The sequence below is a fragment of the Paraliobacillus sp. X-1268 genome (assembly GCF_003426095.1).
GTDB lineage: Bacteria > Bacillota > Bacilli > Bacillales > Amphibacillaceae > Paraliobacillus_A > Paraliobacillus_A zengyii.
Genome location: NZ_QJSK01000001.1, coordinates 122,042 through 136,803 on the forward strand (window position 1 = coordinate 122,042; position 14,762 = coordinate 136,803).

The 14,762-nt window shown below is 34.6% G+C and carries 17 protein-coding genes; all 17 read left to right on the top strand.

Features of this window, described 5'->3' with window-relative positions; translation table 11 throughout:
* The first annotated feature begins 1 nt into the window (after position 1).
* On the top strand, positions 2–187 hold the full coding sequence (locus D2K62_RS00665) for a capping complex subunit for YIEGIA (protein ID WP_112181190.1): 186 nt from the start codon (positions 2–4) through the stop codon (positions 185–187).
* Positions 188–403: 216 nt separating this feature from the next.
* Positions 404–1,714, top strand: a complete 1,311-nt coding sequence (gene der / locus D2K62_RS00670) for a ribosome biogenesis GTPase Der (protein ID WP_117160727.1) — start codon at positions 404–406, stop codon at positions 1,712–1,714.
* An 18-nt stretch (positions 1,715–1,732) separates the two neighbouring features.
* Complete coding sequence (locus D2K62_RS00675; RefSeq protein ID WP_117160728.1) at positions 1,733–2,773, top strand: NAD(P)H-dependent glycerol-3-phosphate dehydrogenase; 1,041 nt, start codon at positions 1,733–1,735, stop codon at positions 2,771–2,773.
* Positions 2,774–2,833: 60 nt separating this feature from the next.
* Positions 2,834–3,094: a stage VI sporulation protein F gene (locus tag D2K62_RS00680; protein ID WP_112181187.1), complete on the top strand. Its 261-nt coding sequence runs from the start codon at positions 2,834–2,836 to the stop codon at positions 3,092–3,094.
* A gap of 360 nt (positions 3,095–3,454) precedes the next feature.
* Positions 3,455–4,933 carry a stage IV sporulation protein A gene (gene spoIVA, locus D2K62_RS00685; protein ID WP_117160729.1) on the top strand — a complete coding sequence of 493 codons (1,479 nt, stop codon included), beginning with the start codon at positions 3,455–3,457 and terminating at the stop codon, positions 4,931–4,933.
* Between the two features lie 318 nt (positions 4,934–5,251).
* Positions 5,252–5,524 (top strand): HU family DNA-binding protein, encoded by a 273-nt coding sequence (locus D2K62_RS00690; RefSeq protein WP_112181185.1) that lies wholly within the window; start codon positions 5,252–5,254, stop codon positions 5,522–5,524.
* A gap of 88 nt (positions 5,525–5,612) precedes the next feature.
* Positions 5,613–5,837: a trp RNA-binding attenuation protein MtrB gene (mtrB, locus tag D2K62_RS00695; protein ID WP_112181184.1), complete on the top strand. Its 225-nt coding sequence runs from the start codon at positions 5,613–5,615 to the stop codon at positions 5,835–5,837.
* A gap of 97 nt (positions 5,838–5,934) precedes the next feature.
* Positions 5,935–6,726, top strand: coding sequence for a heptaprenyl diphosphate synthase component 1 (locus D2K62_RS00700; RefSeq protein ID WP_232827959.1), 792 nt, complete (start codon positions 5,935–5,937; stop codon positions 6,724–6,726).
* A 3-nt stretch (positions 6,727–6,729) separates the two neighbouring features.
* Positions 6,730–7,446, top strand: coding sequence for a demethylmenaquinone methyltransferase (locus D2K62_RS00705; RefSeq protein WP_112181182.1), 717 nt, complete (start codon positions 6,730–6,732; stop codon positions 7,444–7,446).
* A 23-nt stretch (positions 7,447–7,469) separates the two neighbouring features.
* Positions 7,470–8,438: a heptaprenyl diphosphate synthase component II gene (gene hepT / locus D2K62_RS00710; RefSeq protein ID WP_112181181.1), complete on the top strand. Its 969-nt coding sequence runs from the start codon at positions 7,470–7,472 to the stop codon at positions 8,436–8,438.
* Positions 8,439–8,462: 24 nt separating this feature from the next.
* Entirely contained in the window at positions 8,463–8,867 is a 405-nt protein-coding gene (gene ndk, locus D2K62_RS00715) for a nucleoside-diphosphate kinase (RefSeq protein WP_112181180.1), read from the top strand.
* Between the two features lie 92 nt (positions 8,868–8,959).
* Positions 8,960–9,730 (top strand): CheR family methyltransferase, encoded by a 771-nt coding sequence (locus tag D2K62_RS00720; protein ID WP_112181179.1) that lies wholly within the window; start codon positions 8,960–8,962, stop codon positions 9,728–9,730.
* 187 nt (positions 9,731–9,917) lie between these two features.
* On the top strand, positions 9,918–11,084 hold the full coding sequence (aroC, locus tag D2K62_RS00725) for a chorismate synthase (RefSeq protein WP_112181178.1): 1,167 nt from the start codon (positions 9,918–9,920) through the stop codon (positions 11,082–11,084).
* Positions 11,084–12,169, top strand: coding sequence for a 3-dehydroquinate synthase (gene aroB, locus D2K62_RS00730; protein ID WP_112181177.1), 1,086 nt, complete (start codon positions 11,084–11,086; stop codon positions 12,167–12,169). Before aroC ends, aroB begins: the two co-directional genes overlap by 1 nt.
* Positions 12,166–12,528 (top strand): chorismate mutase, encoded by a 363-nt coding sequence (gene aroH / locus D2K62_RS00735; protein WP_112181176.1) that lies wholly within the window; start codon positions 12,166–12,168, stop codon positions 12,526–12,528. The genes aroB and aroH overlap by 4 nt, the downstream gene beginning before the upstream one ends.
* An 18-nt stretch (positions 12,529–12,546) precedes the next feature.
* On the top strand, positions 12,547–13,653 hold the full coding sequence (gene hisC, locus D2K62_RS00740; protein ID WP_117160731.1) for a histidinol-phosphate transaminase: 1,107 nt from the start codon (positions 12,547–12,549) through the stop codon (positions 13,651–13,653).
* On the top strand, positions 13,650–14,750 hold the full coding sequence (locus D2K62_RS00745; RefSeq protein WP_198663114.1) for a prephenate dehydrogenase: 1,101 nt from the start codon (positions 13,650–13,652) through the stop codon (positions 14,748–14,750). The genes hisC and D2K62_RS00745 overlap by 4 nt, the downstream gene beginning before the upstream one ends.
* The last annotated feature ends 12 nt before the right edge of the window (positions 14,751–14,762 follow it).

A 14,762-nucleotide genomic window follows, 5' to 3' on the forward strand; every position in this document is an offset into this window, starting at 1 on the left:
GATGGATATAGAGAAAGCAATTTTAGCTATCATTACAACAAATGAAGAAAAAGTATCTGGTGGTGCACCTATTTTTTTGTGTAATAATAAAGATGAATTGGAAAAGGTTGCTGCAAATCTAGAAGCAATTATTGATGGTATCTGTCATGCACTTAGCGATGAATTATATATCATTGTGAAACATTAACTAATTTTTATGAGGTGTAACGGAATTTAGAGGTTAGAAAATTACTATTTTTTGGATATATGCTTTGATAAAATCAATTGTTGTTTAAAGTTACCGCTTTTGTTAAAATGTATAAGTTAAGGTTATAGAAATAGATTATTATCTGATAAATTGTAATTTCTATCTACTATAAGTGAAACACATTATATGAATGTATGAAGAAAGGATGTACCTTTCATGAGAAAATCAGTAGTAGCAATTGTAGGAAGACCAAACGTAGGTAAATCAACGATATTTAATCGACTTGTTGGGGAAAGGATCTCCATTGTAGAAGATACGCCTGGTGTTACGAGAGATCGTATTTATGCGCCGGCAGAATGGTTGACAACTACATTTAATCTTATTGATACAGGTGGTATTGAATTAGGCGATGAACCATTACTTGTTCAAATGCGAGAACAAGCTGATGTAGCCATTCGAGAAGCCGATGTTATTATTTTCATGGTAAATGGACGAGAAGGAATTACAGCTGCTGATGAAGAAGTAGCTAAAATCTTATTTAAATCAAACAAACCAGTTGTCTTAGCTGTAAATAAAGTAGATAATCCAGAGATGCGTGAACAAATTTATGAATTCTACTCACTCGGTTTTGGTGAGCCATATTCTATTTCTGGTACGCACGGGCTAGGACTAGGGGACCTTTTAGATAAAGTGGTATCGTATTTCCCATCCTTAGAGCAGGATGATGTTGATCAAGATACTATTCACTTTAGTTTAATTGGTAGACCAAATGTAGGGAAATCGTCATTAGTTAACTCCTTATTACAACAGGAACGTGTGATTGTTAGTAATATTCCAGGAACGACACGTGATGCGATTGATTCTCCTTTTACAAAAGATGACCAGGATTTTGTGATAATTGATACTGCTGGTATGCGTAAACGTGGTAAAATCTATGAGTCGACAGAAAGATATAGTATTTTACGTGCATTAAAAGCAATTGAGCGTTCAGATGTTGTTCTAACATTAATTGATGCTGAAACAGGTATTATTGAACAAGATAAAAAAATTGCAGGTTATGCACATCAGGCAGGTAAAGCTGTTGTTATTGTAGTGAACAAATGGGATACAGTGGTGTCTGATGATAAGGCGATGAAGGAATTCGAAGAAAAGATTCGTGTTCACTTTCCGTTTTTAGATTATGCACCAATTGTGTTTTTATCAGCTAAAACGAAAAAGCGTACGCAAACGTTAATTCCACAAGTCTTAATAGCTAGTGAGAATCATTCAAAACGTGTAGAAACAAACGTTTTAAATGACGTTATTATGGATGCTATTGCAACAAATCCAACCAGTACATTTAAAGGAAAGAAACTTAAGATATTATATGCAACACAAGTAGCTGTTAAACCTCCTAGTTTTGCTGTGTTTGTTAATGATCCAGAACTGTTGCACTTTTCATACGAAAGATTCTTAGAGAATCGTATACGTTCTGCTTTTGGATTTGAAGGCACGCCTATCAAAATATTTGCAAGACGCAGAAGTTAAATTAGGAGGGAGAAATAGATGGATAGAATTGCAGTGTTAGGTGCTGGAAGTTGGGGAACAGCTTTAGCTTTGGTATTAAAAGAGAATGGTCATGATGTTCGCTTATGGACAAATAAACAAGCGCATGCGGACAAAATGAACAGTACACATAAAAATAATGACTACTTGCCAGGTATCGAAATACCGGATGATTTAGTTATAACGAATCATTTAGGCACGGCATTAAAAGATGTTACTACAATTGTATTTGTCTTACCTACGAAAGCTATTCGTGAGGTTTGTAGACAAGTAGCTGAAACAATTGATTATAAAGTCACTATTATCCATGGTACAAAAGGAATTGAACCTAAATCATTTAAACGTGTTTCAGAAATGATGGAGGAAGAACTTCCAGAGAATCTTTTTGAGGAAATTGTTGTTTTATCTGGACCAAGTCACGCTGAGGAAGTAGCTATAAAACATCCTACAACAGTAACTGCTTCATCGAAAAGTATTACTGAAGCACAAAAAGCACAGGATCTGTTTATTAATAAGGATTTCCGTGTGTATACTAGTCCAGATATGATAGGTGTAGAATTAGGAGGCTCTTTAAAGAATATTATTGCTTTAGGAGCAGGTATATCTGACGGTCTAGGATATGGTGATAATGCAAAAGCAGCTTTAATGACGAGAGGTTTGGCTGAAATAGCACGGTTAGGTACAGCAATGGGGGCAGATCCGTTAACATTTATCGGACTTAGCGGTGTTGGTGACTTGATTGTTACGTGTACAAGCGTTCATAGTCGAAATTGGAAAGCGGGTAACCTTTTAGCTAAAGGTAATGTACTTGATCATGTGTTAGAAGAAATGGGAATGGTTGTGGAAGGCGTTTATACAACAGAGGCAGCATATCATCTTTCGATTTCCCAAAAGATCGACATGCCTATTACGACGGGCTTATATCACATTCTATTTGAAAATGCTGATCCGAAAAATGTTGTTGATGAATTAATGACACGAATGCGACGCCATGAAATGGAAGATTTATCAGCTATTTTAAGTAATCGTTATATAGATTAACATCATGATTCCTCCTTGCATATAGTATGTTGAAGCTATTTAGTCAAGGAGGAGAAGTTCGTGAGCGATTACAAAAACAATATGTTTGATCAGATCCAGAAAAAATCCAATATTAAATCAGATGAGATAATAAAGGTAGCTAATTCTGTTCAAAATGCTGATTTTTCAAATGAAACAACAGTACGAAACCTAGTTAGACAGTTAGCTAAGATGGCAAATAAGCCAATTTCAAAAGAGAAAGAAGATAAGTTAGTCGAATCTATTACAAAGAATAATGTTCCAACTGATATAAACTCATTGAGTCAACTTTTTAAAAAGTAGACAGAACTGGGCATATGAGGATGCAAAATAGGATCATTAGCATAATATAAAACGCACAAGCATTCATTTTAGAGTTGCTTTGGGTATTATTTAGTCATACCGAGATAGAAATTGCCCCTTCTATCTCGGTCTTTTTTATACTTTTTTTAAAAATGACATTCTTTTTAGCATAAAAAGTGATTCTCTGTAGTAATAATCTTAGGAGTGGACAATTAGTTCAACTGGGCTTCATCTACATAAGATTTGACATTTTCGAATTTTTATTTTCATTCGAGTCATATTACAGTAGGACAATGTCATAGACTGTAAATGTCAAAGATTCGTAATCGTTTATGGTGAAGTAGATCGGGAGGGGATCACTTGGAAAGAGTTGATATTTTTAAAGATATCTCGAAACGAACGAATGGAGATATTTATTTAGGTGTTGTAGGAGCAGTACGTACTGGGAAATCTACATTCATTAAAAAATTCATGGAACAGGTTGTCTTACCTAATATTGCAGATGAAGGCGATCGTGCACGTGCACAAGATGAACTACCACAAAGTGCAGCGGGTAAAACGATTATGACAACTGAACCGAAATTTGTGCCAAATCAAGCGGTGTCCATCCATGTTGATGATGGTTTGGATGTAAATGTAAGGCTTGTAGACTGCGTTGGTTATGCAGTTGAGGGTGCACAAGGTTTCGAAGATGAAAATGGTCCAAGGATGATTCATACGCCGTGGTATGAAGAGCCAATTCCGTTTCATGAAGCAGCAGAGATTGGAACAAGGAAAGTTATTCAAGAGCATTCTACCATGGGTGTTGTTGTAACAACTGATGGATCGATAGGGGATATACCACGTATTGACTACGTCGAAGCAGAACAACGTGTGGTTGATGAATTAAAAGAGGTGGGTAAACCTTTTATCATGGTGGTAAACTCTGTTCAGCCTTACCATCAAGATACAGAGCTACTCAGACAACAGCTTGCAGATGAATATGATATTCCTGTATTAGCTATGAGTGTAGAAAGTATGAAAGAACATGATGTATATAATGTATTGAGAGAAGCATTGTATGAATTTCCTGTTTTAGAAGTGAATGTTAACTTACCTAGTTGGGTAATGGTTTTAGATGATGATCATTGGTTACGAGAGAGCTATCAATTGGCAATTCAGGAAACAGTGAGAGATATTAAACGTTTGCGAGATGTAGATCGCGTTGTTGGTCAATTCGATGATTATGATTACATTGACCGTGCACAGATTGCTGGGATCCAAATGGGTGAGGGTATTGCTGAAATTGATTTGCAAGCTCCAGATCACTTATATGATCAAGTTTTAAAAGAAATAGTGGGAGAAGAAATCAGAGGTAAAGATCACTTACTTGAATTAATGCAGGATTTTGCGAAAGCAAAACGAGAATATGATCAAATTTCCGATGCTTTACAAATGGTTAAACAAACAGGCTATGGTGTAGCTGCACCATCGATAGCTGATATGGTGTTAGACGAGCCGGAGATCATTCGTCAAGGTGCAAGGTTTGGAGTCAGGTTAAAGGCAGTAGCGCCGTCTATTCACATGATTAAAGTAGAGGTAGAATCCGAGTTCGCACCAATTATCGGTACAGAGAAACAAAGTGAAGAGTTAGTGCGATACTTAATGCAAGACTTTGAAGATGATCCATTATCGATTTGGCAATCTGATATATTTGGTCGATCATTAAGTTCCATCGTACGTGAAGGTATCCAAGCGAAGTTATCATTGATGCCAGAAAACGCTAGATATAAATTAAAAGAGACATTAGAACGAATTATTAATGAAGGTTCTGGTGGCTTAATAGCAATTATCCTTTAACGGCTTGAATTCCAAGTCGTTTTTTGGTTTTTAAATGACTGAAAAACCTATCACATAAGCATTTATTAAGATTTCTCTTTAATTATATTTTATAATGTATCCTAGTAAAAAGTGGGCTTATTACTAGGTATAAAGAACAAAATATTATAATTATTGCTGTTTTTTGTTGAATTTAAGCAGAAAGTCGTTTATTATAAGCTTTGTCATCATTTTATTGATGATTGGAAGTATAAGTTGGATGAAATTAGTGAACAAATGGAATATTGCCATTTTAGTTCGATGCTTCAACGTAAATGATTTTGGGAGGAGGTGAATATCATGAACAAAACAGATCTTATCAATTCAGTCGCTGAAAAAAGTGAACTATCCAAGAAAGATGCTACAAAAGCTGTAGATGCAGTTTTTGAATCTATCATGGATTCACTTAAAGATGGTGAAAAAGTACAATTGATCGGTTTCGGTAACTTTGAAGTGCGCGAACGTGCTGCACGTAAAGGACGTAACCCTCAAACAGGTGCTGAGATTGAAATTGCAGCAAGTAAAGTACCAGCTTTTAAAGCAGGTAAAGCCCTTAAAGATATTGTAAAATAATTTTTTACATACGGGCATGAGTGAAGGGTGCATATTGCACCCTTTTTCTTTTACAATTTTCTTCTTACATATTTAGGAGGTGCTTTTTATGCAGGATGTAAATAAAGGTGAATATTTCATTGTTAAAGCACTAGAAAATGGTGTTCAAGTAATCGGTTTGACTAGAGGTACTGATACACGGTTTCATCATGCTGAAAAATTAGATGAGGATGAAATTTTAGTTGTTCAATTTACAGAGCACACTTCAGCAATTAAAATTAAAGGTAAAGCAATTATTCAATCAAATGTTGGAGAAGTTAGAAATGATAATTAATTGTTACTACATACATAAAAAAAGCGGAATTATATATCTTATGTTATAATTATGTTTAGAAATTAAGGGGTTTTAAAGAAGGGTTTGGGTGAAAAGTATGTCGGGTTTGTCCATCAAACATATACAAGAGGAATTAGAGGATATCTTACAAGATTCTTATTTGCAAAAGCATCTACAAAAACCCGAGATCGATAATGATAAACTCATGATATTGTATACATTAATACAAAATACAAATTATACTGATATAAAGAAAAAGAATTATGTTATCACTACAATGTTAGTGCAAATTGCATTAGATACACATGACTTGGTAACTGAAAATAATATAGAAGAATCTGATACATATAAAAGAAACAGGCAATTAACGGTATTGGCTGGAGATTATTATAGTGGGCTATATTACTATATGCTCGCAAAGCTTGACGACATACCGATGATTCGCACACTAGCATCAGCGATTAAAGAAATTAATGAGTTAAAGATGATCATCTATTATGAAGTGCATGGTTCAATCTCAGATCTCATGGAAAATATAAAAAGTCTAGAATCAATTTTGGTTATACGCGTAGCCGAACATTTTAACAGGTCAGCGATTAACGAGTTTGCGAAAAATTGGTTATTTACACGAAAATTAATTAAAGAGAAGCACCTTTTTATAACAGATCAAAGAGCACCATTAGTAGAATTTTTGATCCATGGCCAAGATTTTAATCTCACATATAATCAAGTAGACCAAACAATTGAATCATTTATCTATAAACATTTACTCGTCTCAAAAGAGCTTGTGGATTTTCTGCCTACACACTATCAAATGTTGAAAAATGATGTTCATAATCTATATGCAGAGAACTACACGCCTAACAAAATCGCGATGGAAGAAGGGTAATCAGTGGCCGAGCAATCAAAAGAAGAACGTGTACATCACGTATTTGAAAAAATATATAAACGATATGATTTTATGAATTCAGTTATATCTTTTAACAGGCATAAATCTTGGCGGAAAAATGTCATGAAAACCATGCAAGTAGAAGCTGGAAATCAAGCATTAGATGTATGCTGTGGAACTGGTGACTGGTCATTTGCTTTAGCTGATGCAACAGGGAAAAGTGGCAAAGTAATTGGATTAGATTTTAGTAAAAATATGTTATCTGTTGCAGGAAATAAATTAGATAAAAAAACGTATCCTCAACTGGAGTTTGTTGAAGGGAATGCAATGGCACTTCCTTTTGAGTCAAACTCATTTGACTATGTGACAATCGGTTTTGGGTTGCGGAATGTACCTGATTACAAAAAAACACTTGAGGAAATGACAAGAGTTGTTAAACCAGGTGGAAAAGTTGTTTGTCTAGAAACATCACAACCAACTGCTCTAGGATTTCGTCAGTTGTATTACTTTTACTTTCGTTTCATTATGCCATTAGTTGGTAAACTTATAGCGAAAAGTCAAGATGAATATGCATGGTTACACGAATCAGCTAAAGCATTCCCAGGTAAAAAAGAATTAAAAGAGTTATTTGAAGAAGTTGGACTGAAGTCTGTGAAAGTAAAAGGATATACTGGTGGTGTTGCAGCTATGCATCTAGGTGAAAAACCAAACCATCTGTAAATTAAATCATAAAGGTGAACAGAATGAAATTAGCAATGACCTATGCGTATTTAAAACCAGATCTTCAATTAATTGAAAAGGCATTGGAAGAAACGGTTAAAGCGGATCATCCCGTTTTAGGAGAAGCTTCTACGCAACTTTTACATGCTGGAGGAAAACGGCTAAGACCAGTGTTTGTTTTACTAGCCGGCCAGTTTGGAGTATACGATTTAGAAAAAATAAAAGCTGTTGCTGTATCAGTTGAGATGATTCACATGGCTTCTTTGGTCCATGACGATGTAATTGATGAGTCTGAACTAAGGAGAGGTAAACCAACTGTTAAAGCTAAATGGGACAACCGAATTGCAATGTATACGGGTGATTATATCTTTGCTCGTTCCTTAGAATATCTGACTATAATAAATAACGCAAAAGCACATCAAATTCTATCTAAAACAATGGTTGAATTAACCATTGGTGAAATGGAACAAATAAAGAGTAAATTTAATGTAAATCAGAATGTACGGCACTATCTGAGAAGAGTAAAACGTAAAACTGCTTCCTTAATAGCTGCTAGTTGTCAATTAGGTGCAATTGCTGGAGAAGTTCCTAAGGAGCAAGAGATTTTATTATATCGATATGGTTATTATATTGGCATGTCTTATCAAATTATAGATGACATTTTAGATTTCACGGCTTCGGCACAACAATTAGGTAAACCAGCGGGTAGTGATTTAATGCAAGGTAATATAACATTACCTGTCCTATACGCGATGAGAGATCATTATTTTTATCAGCAGTTAAAAGAAGTATTTTCTGATCCGATGAATATCAATATGAAGATGCCAGCACTTATAAAACAAATTAAGAATTCAGATGCTATTGATGCTTCTTTTAGATTAAGCAATCTTTATTTAGAAAAAGCTTACCATGCATTAGATGCCCTACCTGATATAAAAGCAAAAGAAACGTTAAAAGACATCGCTACTTACATAGGAAATCGAAAAACATAATTACATTAGGAAAAGAGGATACTCATGGATAATACCTTTATTATGATAAAACCTGATGGTGTAAAAAGAGCTATAATTGGTGAACTCATTTCTAGATTTGAGAAAAAAGGTTATCGGATGATTACTGCTAGAATGTTAACAATGACGAGTGAAGTTGCAAACCAACATTATCAAGAACATCGAAATAAAGAATATTATCCTGGACTAAAAGAATATATAACCTCTGGACCTGTATTTGCAATGGTTTGGGCAGGAGAAGATATAGTAGAGCAATCGAGAATGATGATAGGTGCAACCGACCCTGCTCAAGCAGAGGCGGGAACGATAAGAGCTGATTATGGAACAGATAAAAGAAGAAACGTGATACACAGTTCGGATTCTTTGCAAAATGCAAGGCGAGAAATCAATTTATTTTTTCCAGACTTGTAAAGGTTTTTTAATTATATATTTAGTAAGAACGTTTCATTCCCTTTTAATGGGTGAGGCTTAGCTTATTATTATCTATGTTAGGGGATATTAAGATGACTGACTATCAAACGTTTAGCGATTCAATAAAGAAAAAAACAGGAATTGATTTATCATTGTATAAAGAAGTTCAAATGAAAAGAAGATTGACTTCGTTACGTGATAAAAAAGGGTTCTCTGATTTTAATTCATATTATAAAGCGTTAGTTTCAGATAAAGAATTAATGGAAGAATTTCTAGATAAAATGACTATTAATGTGTCAGAGTTTTATCGGAATTCAACAAGATGGAATGTATTAGAAAATAAGATTTTGCCGGATTTACTTAAAAAAAATAAAAAATTAAAAATTTGGAGTGCTGCCTGTTCGACTGGTGATGAACCATATACGCTTGCGATGATGTTAAGTCAATACGTTGACTTGGCTAATGTTAGTATTTTAGCAACTGATATTGATGATAAAATTTTAGAACGTGCTAGAAAAGGTATATATACTGAACGTGCATTAAATGAAGTACCACCTAAATTAAAGAGCCAGTTTTTTAAACAAGAGGGAGCACTTTATGTTATTGATGATAAGATAAAGAAATCTATCACTTTTAAAAAACATAATCTTTTATCGGATCCGTACCAATCTAATTTTGATTTAATTGTTTGTCGTAATGTACTTATTTATTTTACAGAAGAGGCTAAAACAACTATTTATAATAAATTCAATAATGCTTTAGTTGAAAAAGGTGTGTTTTTTGTCGGGAGTACCGAACAAATTTTCACTCCTGAAAAATTTGGTTTTGAAGTTTTGGATACCTTTTTTTATCAAAAGAATTAGCTTAGACAAATTAAATTAATCGTATATCAATCGTCCAGTAAATCACATTTATGGTAAAATATAAATGATTTGTATTGGACGATTCTAAACTTTTCGAAAAAAATGAATAATCTATTAATTGCAACCACACAGATGGTTCAAGGTATGGTATAGTAATACAAAATTGTAATCACACGGGGGGATTTTAATGCGTTACTTAACAGCAGGCGAGTCACATGGTAAACAACTAACAACAATAGTAGAAGGCTTACCAGCTTTAATGCCATTGACATCAGAAAATATTAATCATTCTTTATTACGTCGTCAAAAAGGACATGGACGAGGTAAACGGATGCAAATTGAAAAGGATTTAGTTGACATTGCAGGTGGCGTTCGACATGGCTATACGTTGGGTTCGCCAATCGCGATGGTTATCAGCAATGATGATTTTGCACATTGGGAAGATATTATGGGAGAAGATCCAATCGAAAGTGATCAGGATATTAGAAGAAAAGTTACACGTCCACGCCCTGGACATGCCGATTTAAATGGTGCTTTAAAATATGGCCATCGTGATATGCGTAATATATTAGAACGTTCTTCTGCTAGAGAAACTGCAGCTAGAGTTGCTGCAGGTGCTGTAGCTAAAACAATGCTTACTCATCTAGGAATCGAAATAGTTGGATATGTAAAAGAAATTGCTGGCATTAAGGCAAAAGAAATCGAAACCTTGTCAATCAAAGAAAAAATGGAAGTTTCAGAAGCATCTCCTGTACGTTGTCTTGATGAAAATGCAGGACAGGAAATGATGGATGCTATTGATAAAGCTAAAAAAGACGGTGACTCAATTGGTGGAGTTTGTGAAGTATACATAGAAGGCATGCCAGCTGGTGTTGGTTCTTATGTGCACTATGATCGCAAATTAGACGCTAAAATTGCCGGAGCAGTTCAAAGTATTAACGCCTTTAAAGGTGTGGAATTTGGAATTGGTTTTGAAGCTGCTAGAAAAAATGGTAGTCAAGTTCACGATGAAATCGCTTGGGATAAAGAACAAGGGTATTATAGAAAGACCAATCGTTTAGGTGGATTTGAAGGTGGAATGTCTACTGGCATGCCAATCGTTGTAAAAGGTGTTATGAAACCTATACCAACACTTTATAAACCATTACAAAGTGTTGATATTGAAACAAAAGAAGTTTTTAATGCAAGTATAGAAAGATCTGACTCATGTGCAGTTCCGGCTGCTGCCGTTGTAATGGAACACGTTGTAGCATTCGAAGTTGCAAAAGCTATACTAGAACAATTTCCACATGATCAGTTTCCTAAATTACAAGAAGCGGTGAAACAATATCGTGAAGAATTAAGGTGCTTTTAATGGAAACCATAACAGTAAAGACGAGTACAAATAAGTATAATGTTACTATTGGAACCAAATTACGCTTTGACACGGACAAATTCATATCAAAGTCGTATAGCGGTATATTTATTATTTCAGATAGCAATGTAGAATCGTTATACTTACAAGACGTTCTAACGTCCTTACAAAAACATCAAGAAGTTAATTATACAATTGTACCTGCAGGTGAAAGTTCTAAAAGTGTTCGTGTATATTTCGATGTCATTACACAAGCGTTACAATATGGACTAGATCGACATGGATTAATAATCGCATTGGGTGGAGGTATGGTTGGTGATTTAGCTGGCTTTGTTTCTTCTACCTTTATGCGAGGGATAGATTATATTCAAATGCCAACAACTATTCTGGCACATGATAGTAGTGTAGGTGGTAAGGTAGCGATTAACCACCCAGAAGGGAAGAACTTAATCGGTAACTTTCACCCGCCACAAGCAGTCATTTATGATGTAGAAACATTACATACACTCACACAAACAGAAATTCGTTCTGGTTATGCAGAAATAGCTAAACATAGCTTAATTAGTCCTAAACCGTTTTGGGATAAAATCAGTTCTGTTAATGTAAAAGATGCTTTGTCTGAAGAAGTATTAATGGATCACTTGTTAAAAGGGATTGCAGTAAAAGCATCAATTGTGGAACAAGATGAAAGAGAGAGTAACATCCGTCAGTATTTAAATTTCGGACATACGTTAGGTCACGCTCTAGAAGCTGAGTTAGGTTATGGGGAAATTACACATGGAGAAGCAGTTGGAATTGGAATGCTATTTGCTATTCGTGTTAGTGAATATTTTTATGATAATAACAATAAGTTACCTTATCATGAATTATTGACATGGCTTAGAACAAATCAGTATCCATTCGATCTACCGCGGTTACAAATAAATAAGTTAATAGATCGTATGAAAAAAGACAAAAAGGCTAGAAATCATAACGTTCAGATGGTATTACTTAAATCAGTTGGTGAACCAGCAATTGAATTGATTGATGACCATAACTTAGCGATATTACTAGAGAAATTTTTACGAGAGTTGGTGGGCTATTGATACGTGGTGTTCGAGGTGCGACAACTGTTGTACATAACGAAGCGCAAGAAATATTAAGAAATACAAATGAATTAGTAAGCGAAATGATTAAAGCGAATCAGATTCAGCCAGAGAGCGTTTCAAATGTATTAGTATCCGTAACGTCCGACTTAAATGCAACCTTTCCTGCAAAACCAATTAGAGAACTTGATGGGTGGATGTATGTCCCCGTGATGTGCATGCAAGAAATAGATGTCCCAGGAAGTTTAGAAAAGTGTATTCGAATTATGATGACAGTTGACACAGAACAAACACAAAAAGAAATCAGACATGTCTATCATCACAATGCGACAAAACTTAGACCAGACCTATTGAATTAACGTTAGGAGCGAATTAAAATGAATGGAAAAAAAGTATTTGAAGAAATGACACCTTATAAACCGGGAAAGCAGACGGAAGAAGTAATGAAAGAATATGGTCTAAAGAACATAGTGAAACTGGCATCAAATGAGAATCCATTCGGTTATTCAGATAAAGTAAAAAATGCAATTCCATCTTTAGCTACTAATTTTGAAATTTATCCTGATGGCTATACGACAGAACTTAGAAAAGTGTTAGCAGCAAAATTACAAGTGGATAAAGACCAACTTGTATTTGGTTGTGGATCTGATGAAGTTGTTGATATTATCTGCCGAACTTTTCTTGAAGAGGGTTCTAATACAATTATTGCTAATCCAACGTTTCCTCAATATAAACATAACGCACTTATTCAAGGCGCTACTGTTAAAGAAATACCACTACTTAATGGCTATCATGATCTACAAGGCATGTTAGATGCAGTTGATAATAAAACAAAAATAGTCTGGTTATGTACACCAAATAATCCAACAGGCTGTTTAATTAACGAGGAGTCTTTAACGATATTTATGGATGAATGTCCTAGTGATGTTCTAGTTGTTGTTGATGAAGCTTATTATGAGTATGTTACCGCTGAAAATGCTCCAGATGCGATTAAAGCATTAGATAAATATCCAAATTTAATTGTTTTACGTACCTTTTCAAAAGCATATGGACTTGCAGGTCTTCGTATAGGATACGGGGTAGCGAATGAAAAAGTTACTACTCTATTAAATATAACAAGAGGTCCTTTCAATACAACGAGTGTTGCACAAGGAGCTGCAGTTGTTGCTTTAGAAGATATTGACTTTCTTTCTTATTCATTAACAGAAACAGAGAAGAATAAACAAGCATTTTTGGATTTCTTAGATGAACTGAATTTAGAATATTATGATTCCGAAACCAATTTTGTTTTTGTTAAATTACCTACTAGCGGTGATATGTTATTTGAACACTTATTGAGTAAAGGATATATCATTCGTTCTGGAGAAGCATTAGGACATCCTAATGGTGTGCGGATAACTATTGGAAAGAAAGAAGACATGGAACAAATACAAGAACATATTCGCGCATTTTTGACTCCTATATTAAAAGGTATGGAATCGTGAAGCAAACCGTTTTAGTTGCGGGATTGGGATTAATTGGCGGTTCTCTCGCTGTTAATATTAAAGATAATACGGACCATTATGTTATTGGTTACGATGTTAATTCCAACACATTGGACTATTCTTTAATGAATGGAATAATAGATGAAGCTTATACTGTTTTTTCTGAAGCATTAAAACTAGCGGACTACTGTATTTTAGCAGCACCGGTTTCAAAGACGGTCGAATTAATTGAGCAATTAAATGAAATAGAGATTAAAAAACCTTTGCTTATTTCAGATGTTTCTTCCGTGAAATCCCCTGTTGTCGAAGCAGCTAAAGGAATTGAATCAAATCTGATCACTTTTATCGGCGGACATCCAATGGCGGGCTCACATAAAAAGGGTATACAAGCTGCAAAAGGACATCTTTTTGAAAATGCCATCTATATTTTAACACCAGAGAAATCATGTCCAAAGAAACATATAAACGCTTTAAAAATGCTGCTAGAAGGTACAAGAAGTAGTTTTTTGGTGTTAGAACCGACTGAACATGATGAAATGACAAGTGTGATCTCACATTTCCCACATTTAATTGCTTCTTCACTTGTCCATCAAGCAAAAAAATGGCAAAAAAAACACGTTAATATTCCTACATTAGCAGCTGGTGGATTTCGTGATATCACCCGAATTGCTTCTAGTAATCCAGCAATGTGGCAAGATATCTTTTTTCAAAATAAAAAAGTGATCGCCAATCTTTTAGAAGACTGGATCAAAGAAATGGATCAACTGAAAAACTTGTTGGATACGAATGAGAAAGATGCAATGTACCAATACTTGGAAGAAGCTAGAGAATACCGAGACGGTCTAGAAACAAAGAAAAAAGGAGCTATTCCATCTTTTTATGATTTATATATTGATATATTTGATCAAACAGGTGCGTTGTTAAAAGTTGTATCCTTATTAGCAGAACATGAAATCAGTATTAAAAACATTGAAATTCTTGAAATTAGAGAAGGTATTACTGGTGTACTTCGGTTAAGTTTTATTACCCAAGAAGATCAAATTGAAAGTCATCGATTATTAGTCAAAAAGGGCTATGAAACAATGCTTCAAGAATAGGAGGTCGTAATC

Bases quoted from the DNA above. Each gene is read 5' to 3' on its own strand.
- D2K62_RS00665 (WP_112181190.1), top strand. From the start codon at position 2: ATGGATATAGAGAAAGCAATTTTAGCTATCATTACAACAAATGAAGAA.
- der (WP_117160727.1), top strand. From the start codon at position 404: ATGAGAAAATCAGTAGTAGCAATTGTAGGAAGACCAAACGTAGGTAAA.
- D2K62_RS00675 (WP_117160728.1), top strand. From the start codon at position 1,733: ATGGATAGAATTGCAGTGTTAGGTGCTGGAAGTTGGGGAACAGCTTTA.
- D2K62_RS00690 (WP_112181185.1), top strand. From the start codon at position 5,252: ATGAACAAAACAGATCTTATCAATTCAGTCGCTGAAAAAAGTGAACTA.
- mtrB (WP_112181184.1), top strand. From the start codon at position 5,613: ATGCAGGATGTAAATAAAGGTGAATATTTCATTGTTAAAGCACTAGAA.
- D2K62_RS00700 (WP_232827959.1), top strand. From the start codon at position 5,935: ATGTCGGGTTTGTCCATCAAACATATACAAGAGGAATTAGAGGATATC.
- hepT (WP_112181181.1), top strand. From the start codon at position 7,470: ATGAAATTAGCAATGACCTATGCGTATTTAAAACCAGATCTTCAATTA.
- ndk (WP_112181180.1), top strand. From the start codon at position 8,463: ATGGATAATACCTTTATTATGATAAAACCTGATGGTGTAAAAAGAGCT.
- D2K62_RS00720 (WP_112181179.1), top strand. From the start codon at position 8,960: ATGACTGACTATCAAACGTTTAGCGATTCAATAAAGAAAAAAACAGGA.
- aroC (WP_112181178.1), top strand. From the start codon at position 9,918: ATGCGTTACTTAACAGCAGGCGAGTCACATGGTAAACAACTAACAACA.
- aroB (WP_112181177.1), top strand. From the start codon at position 11,084: ATGGAAACCATAACAGTAAAGACGAGTACAAATAAGTATAATGTTACT.
- hisC (WP_117160731.1), top strand. From the start codon at position 12,547: ATGAATGGAAAAAAAGTATTTGAAGAAATGACACCTTATAAACCGGGA.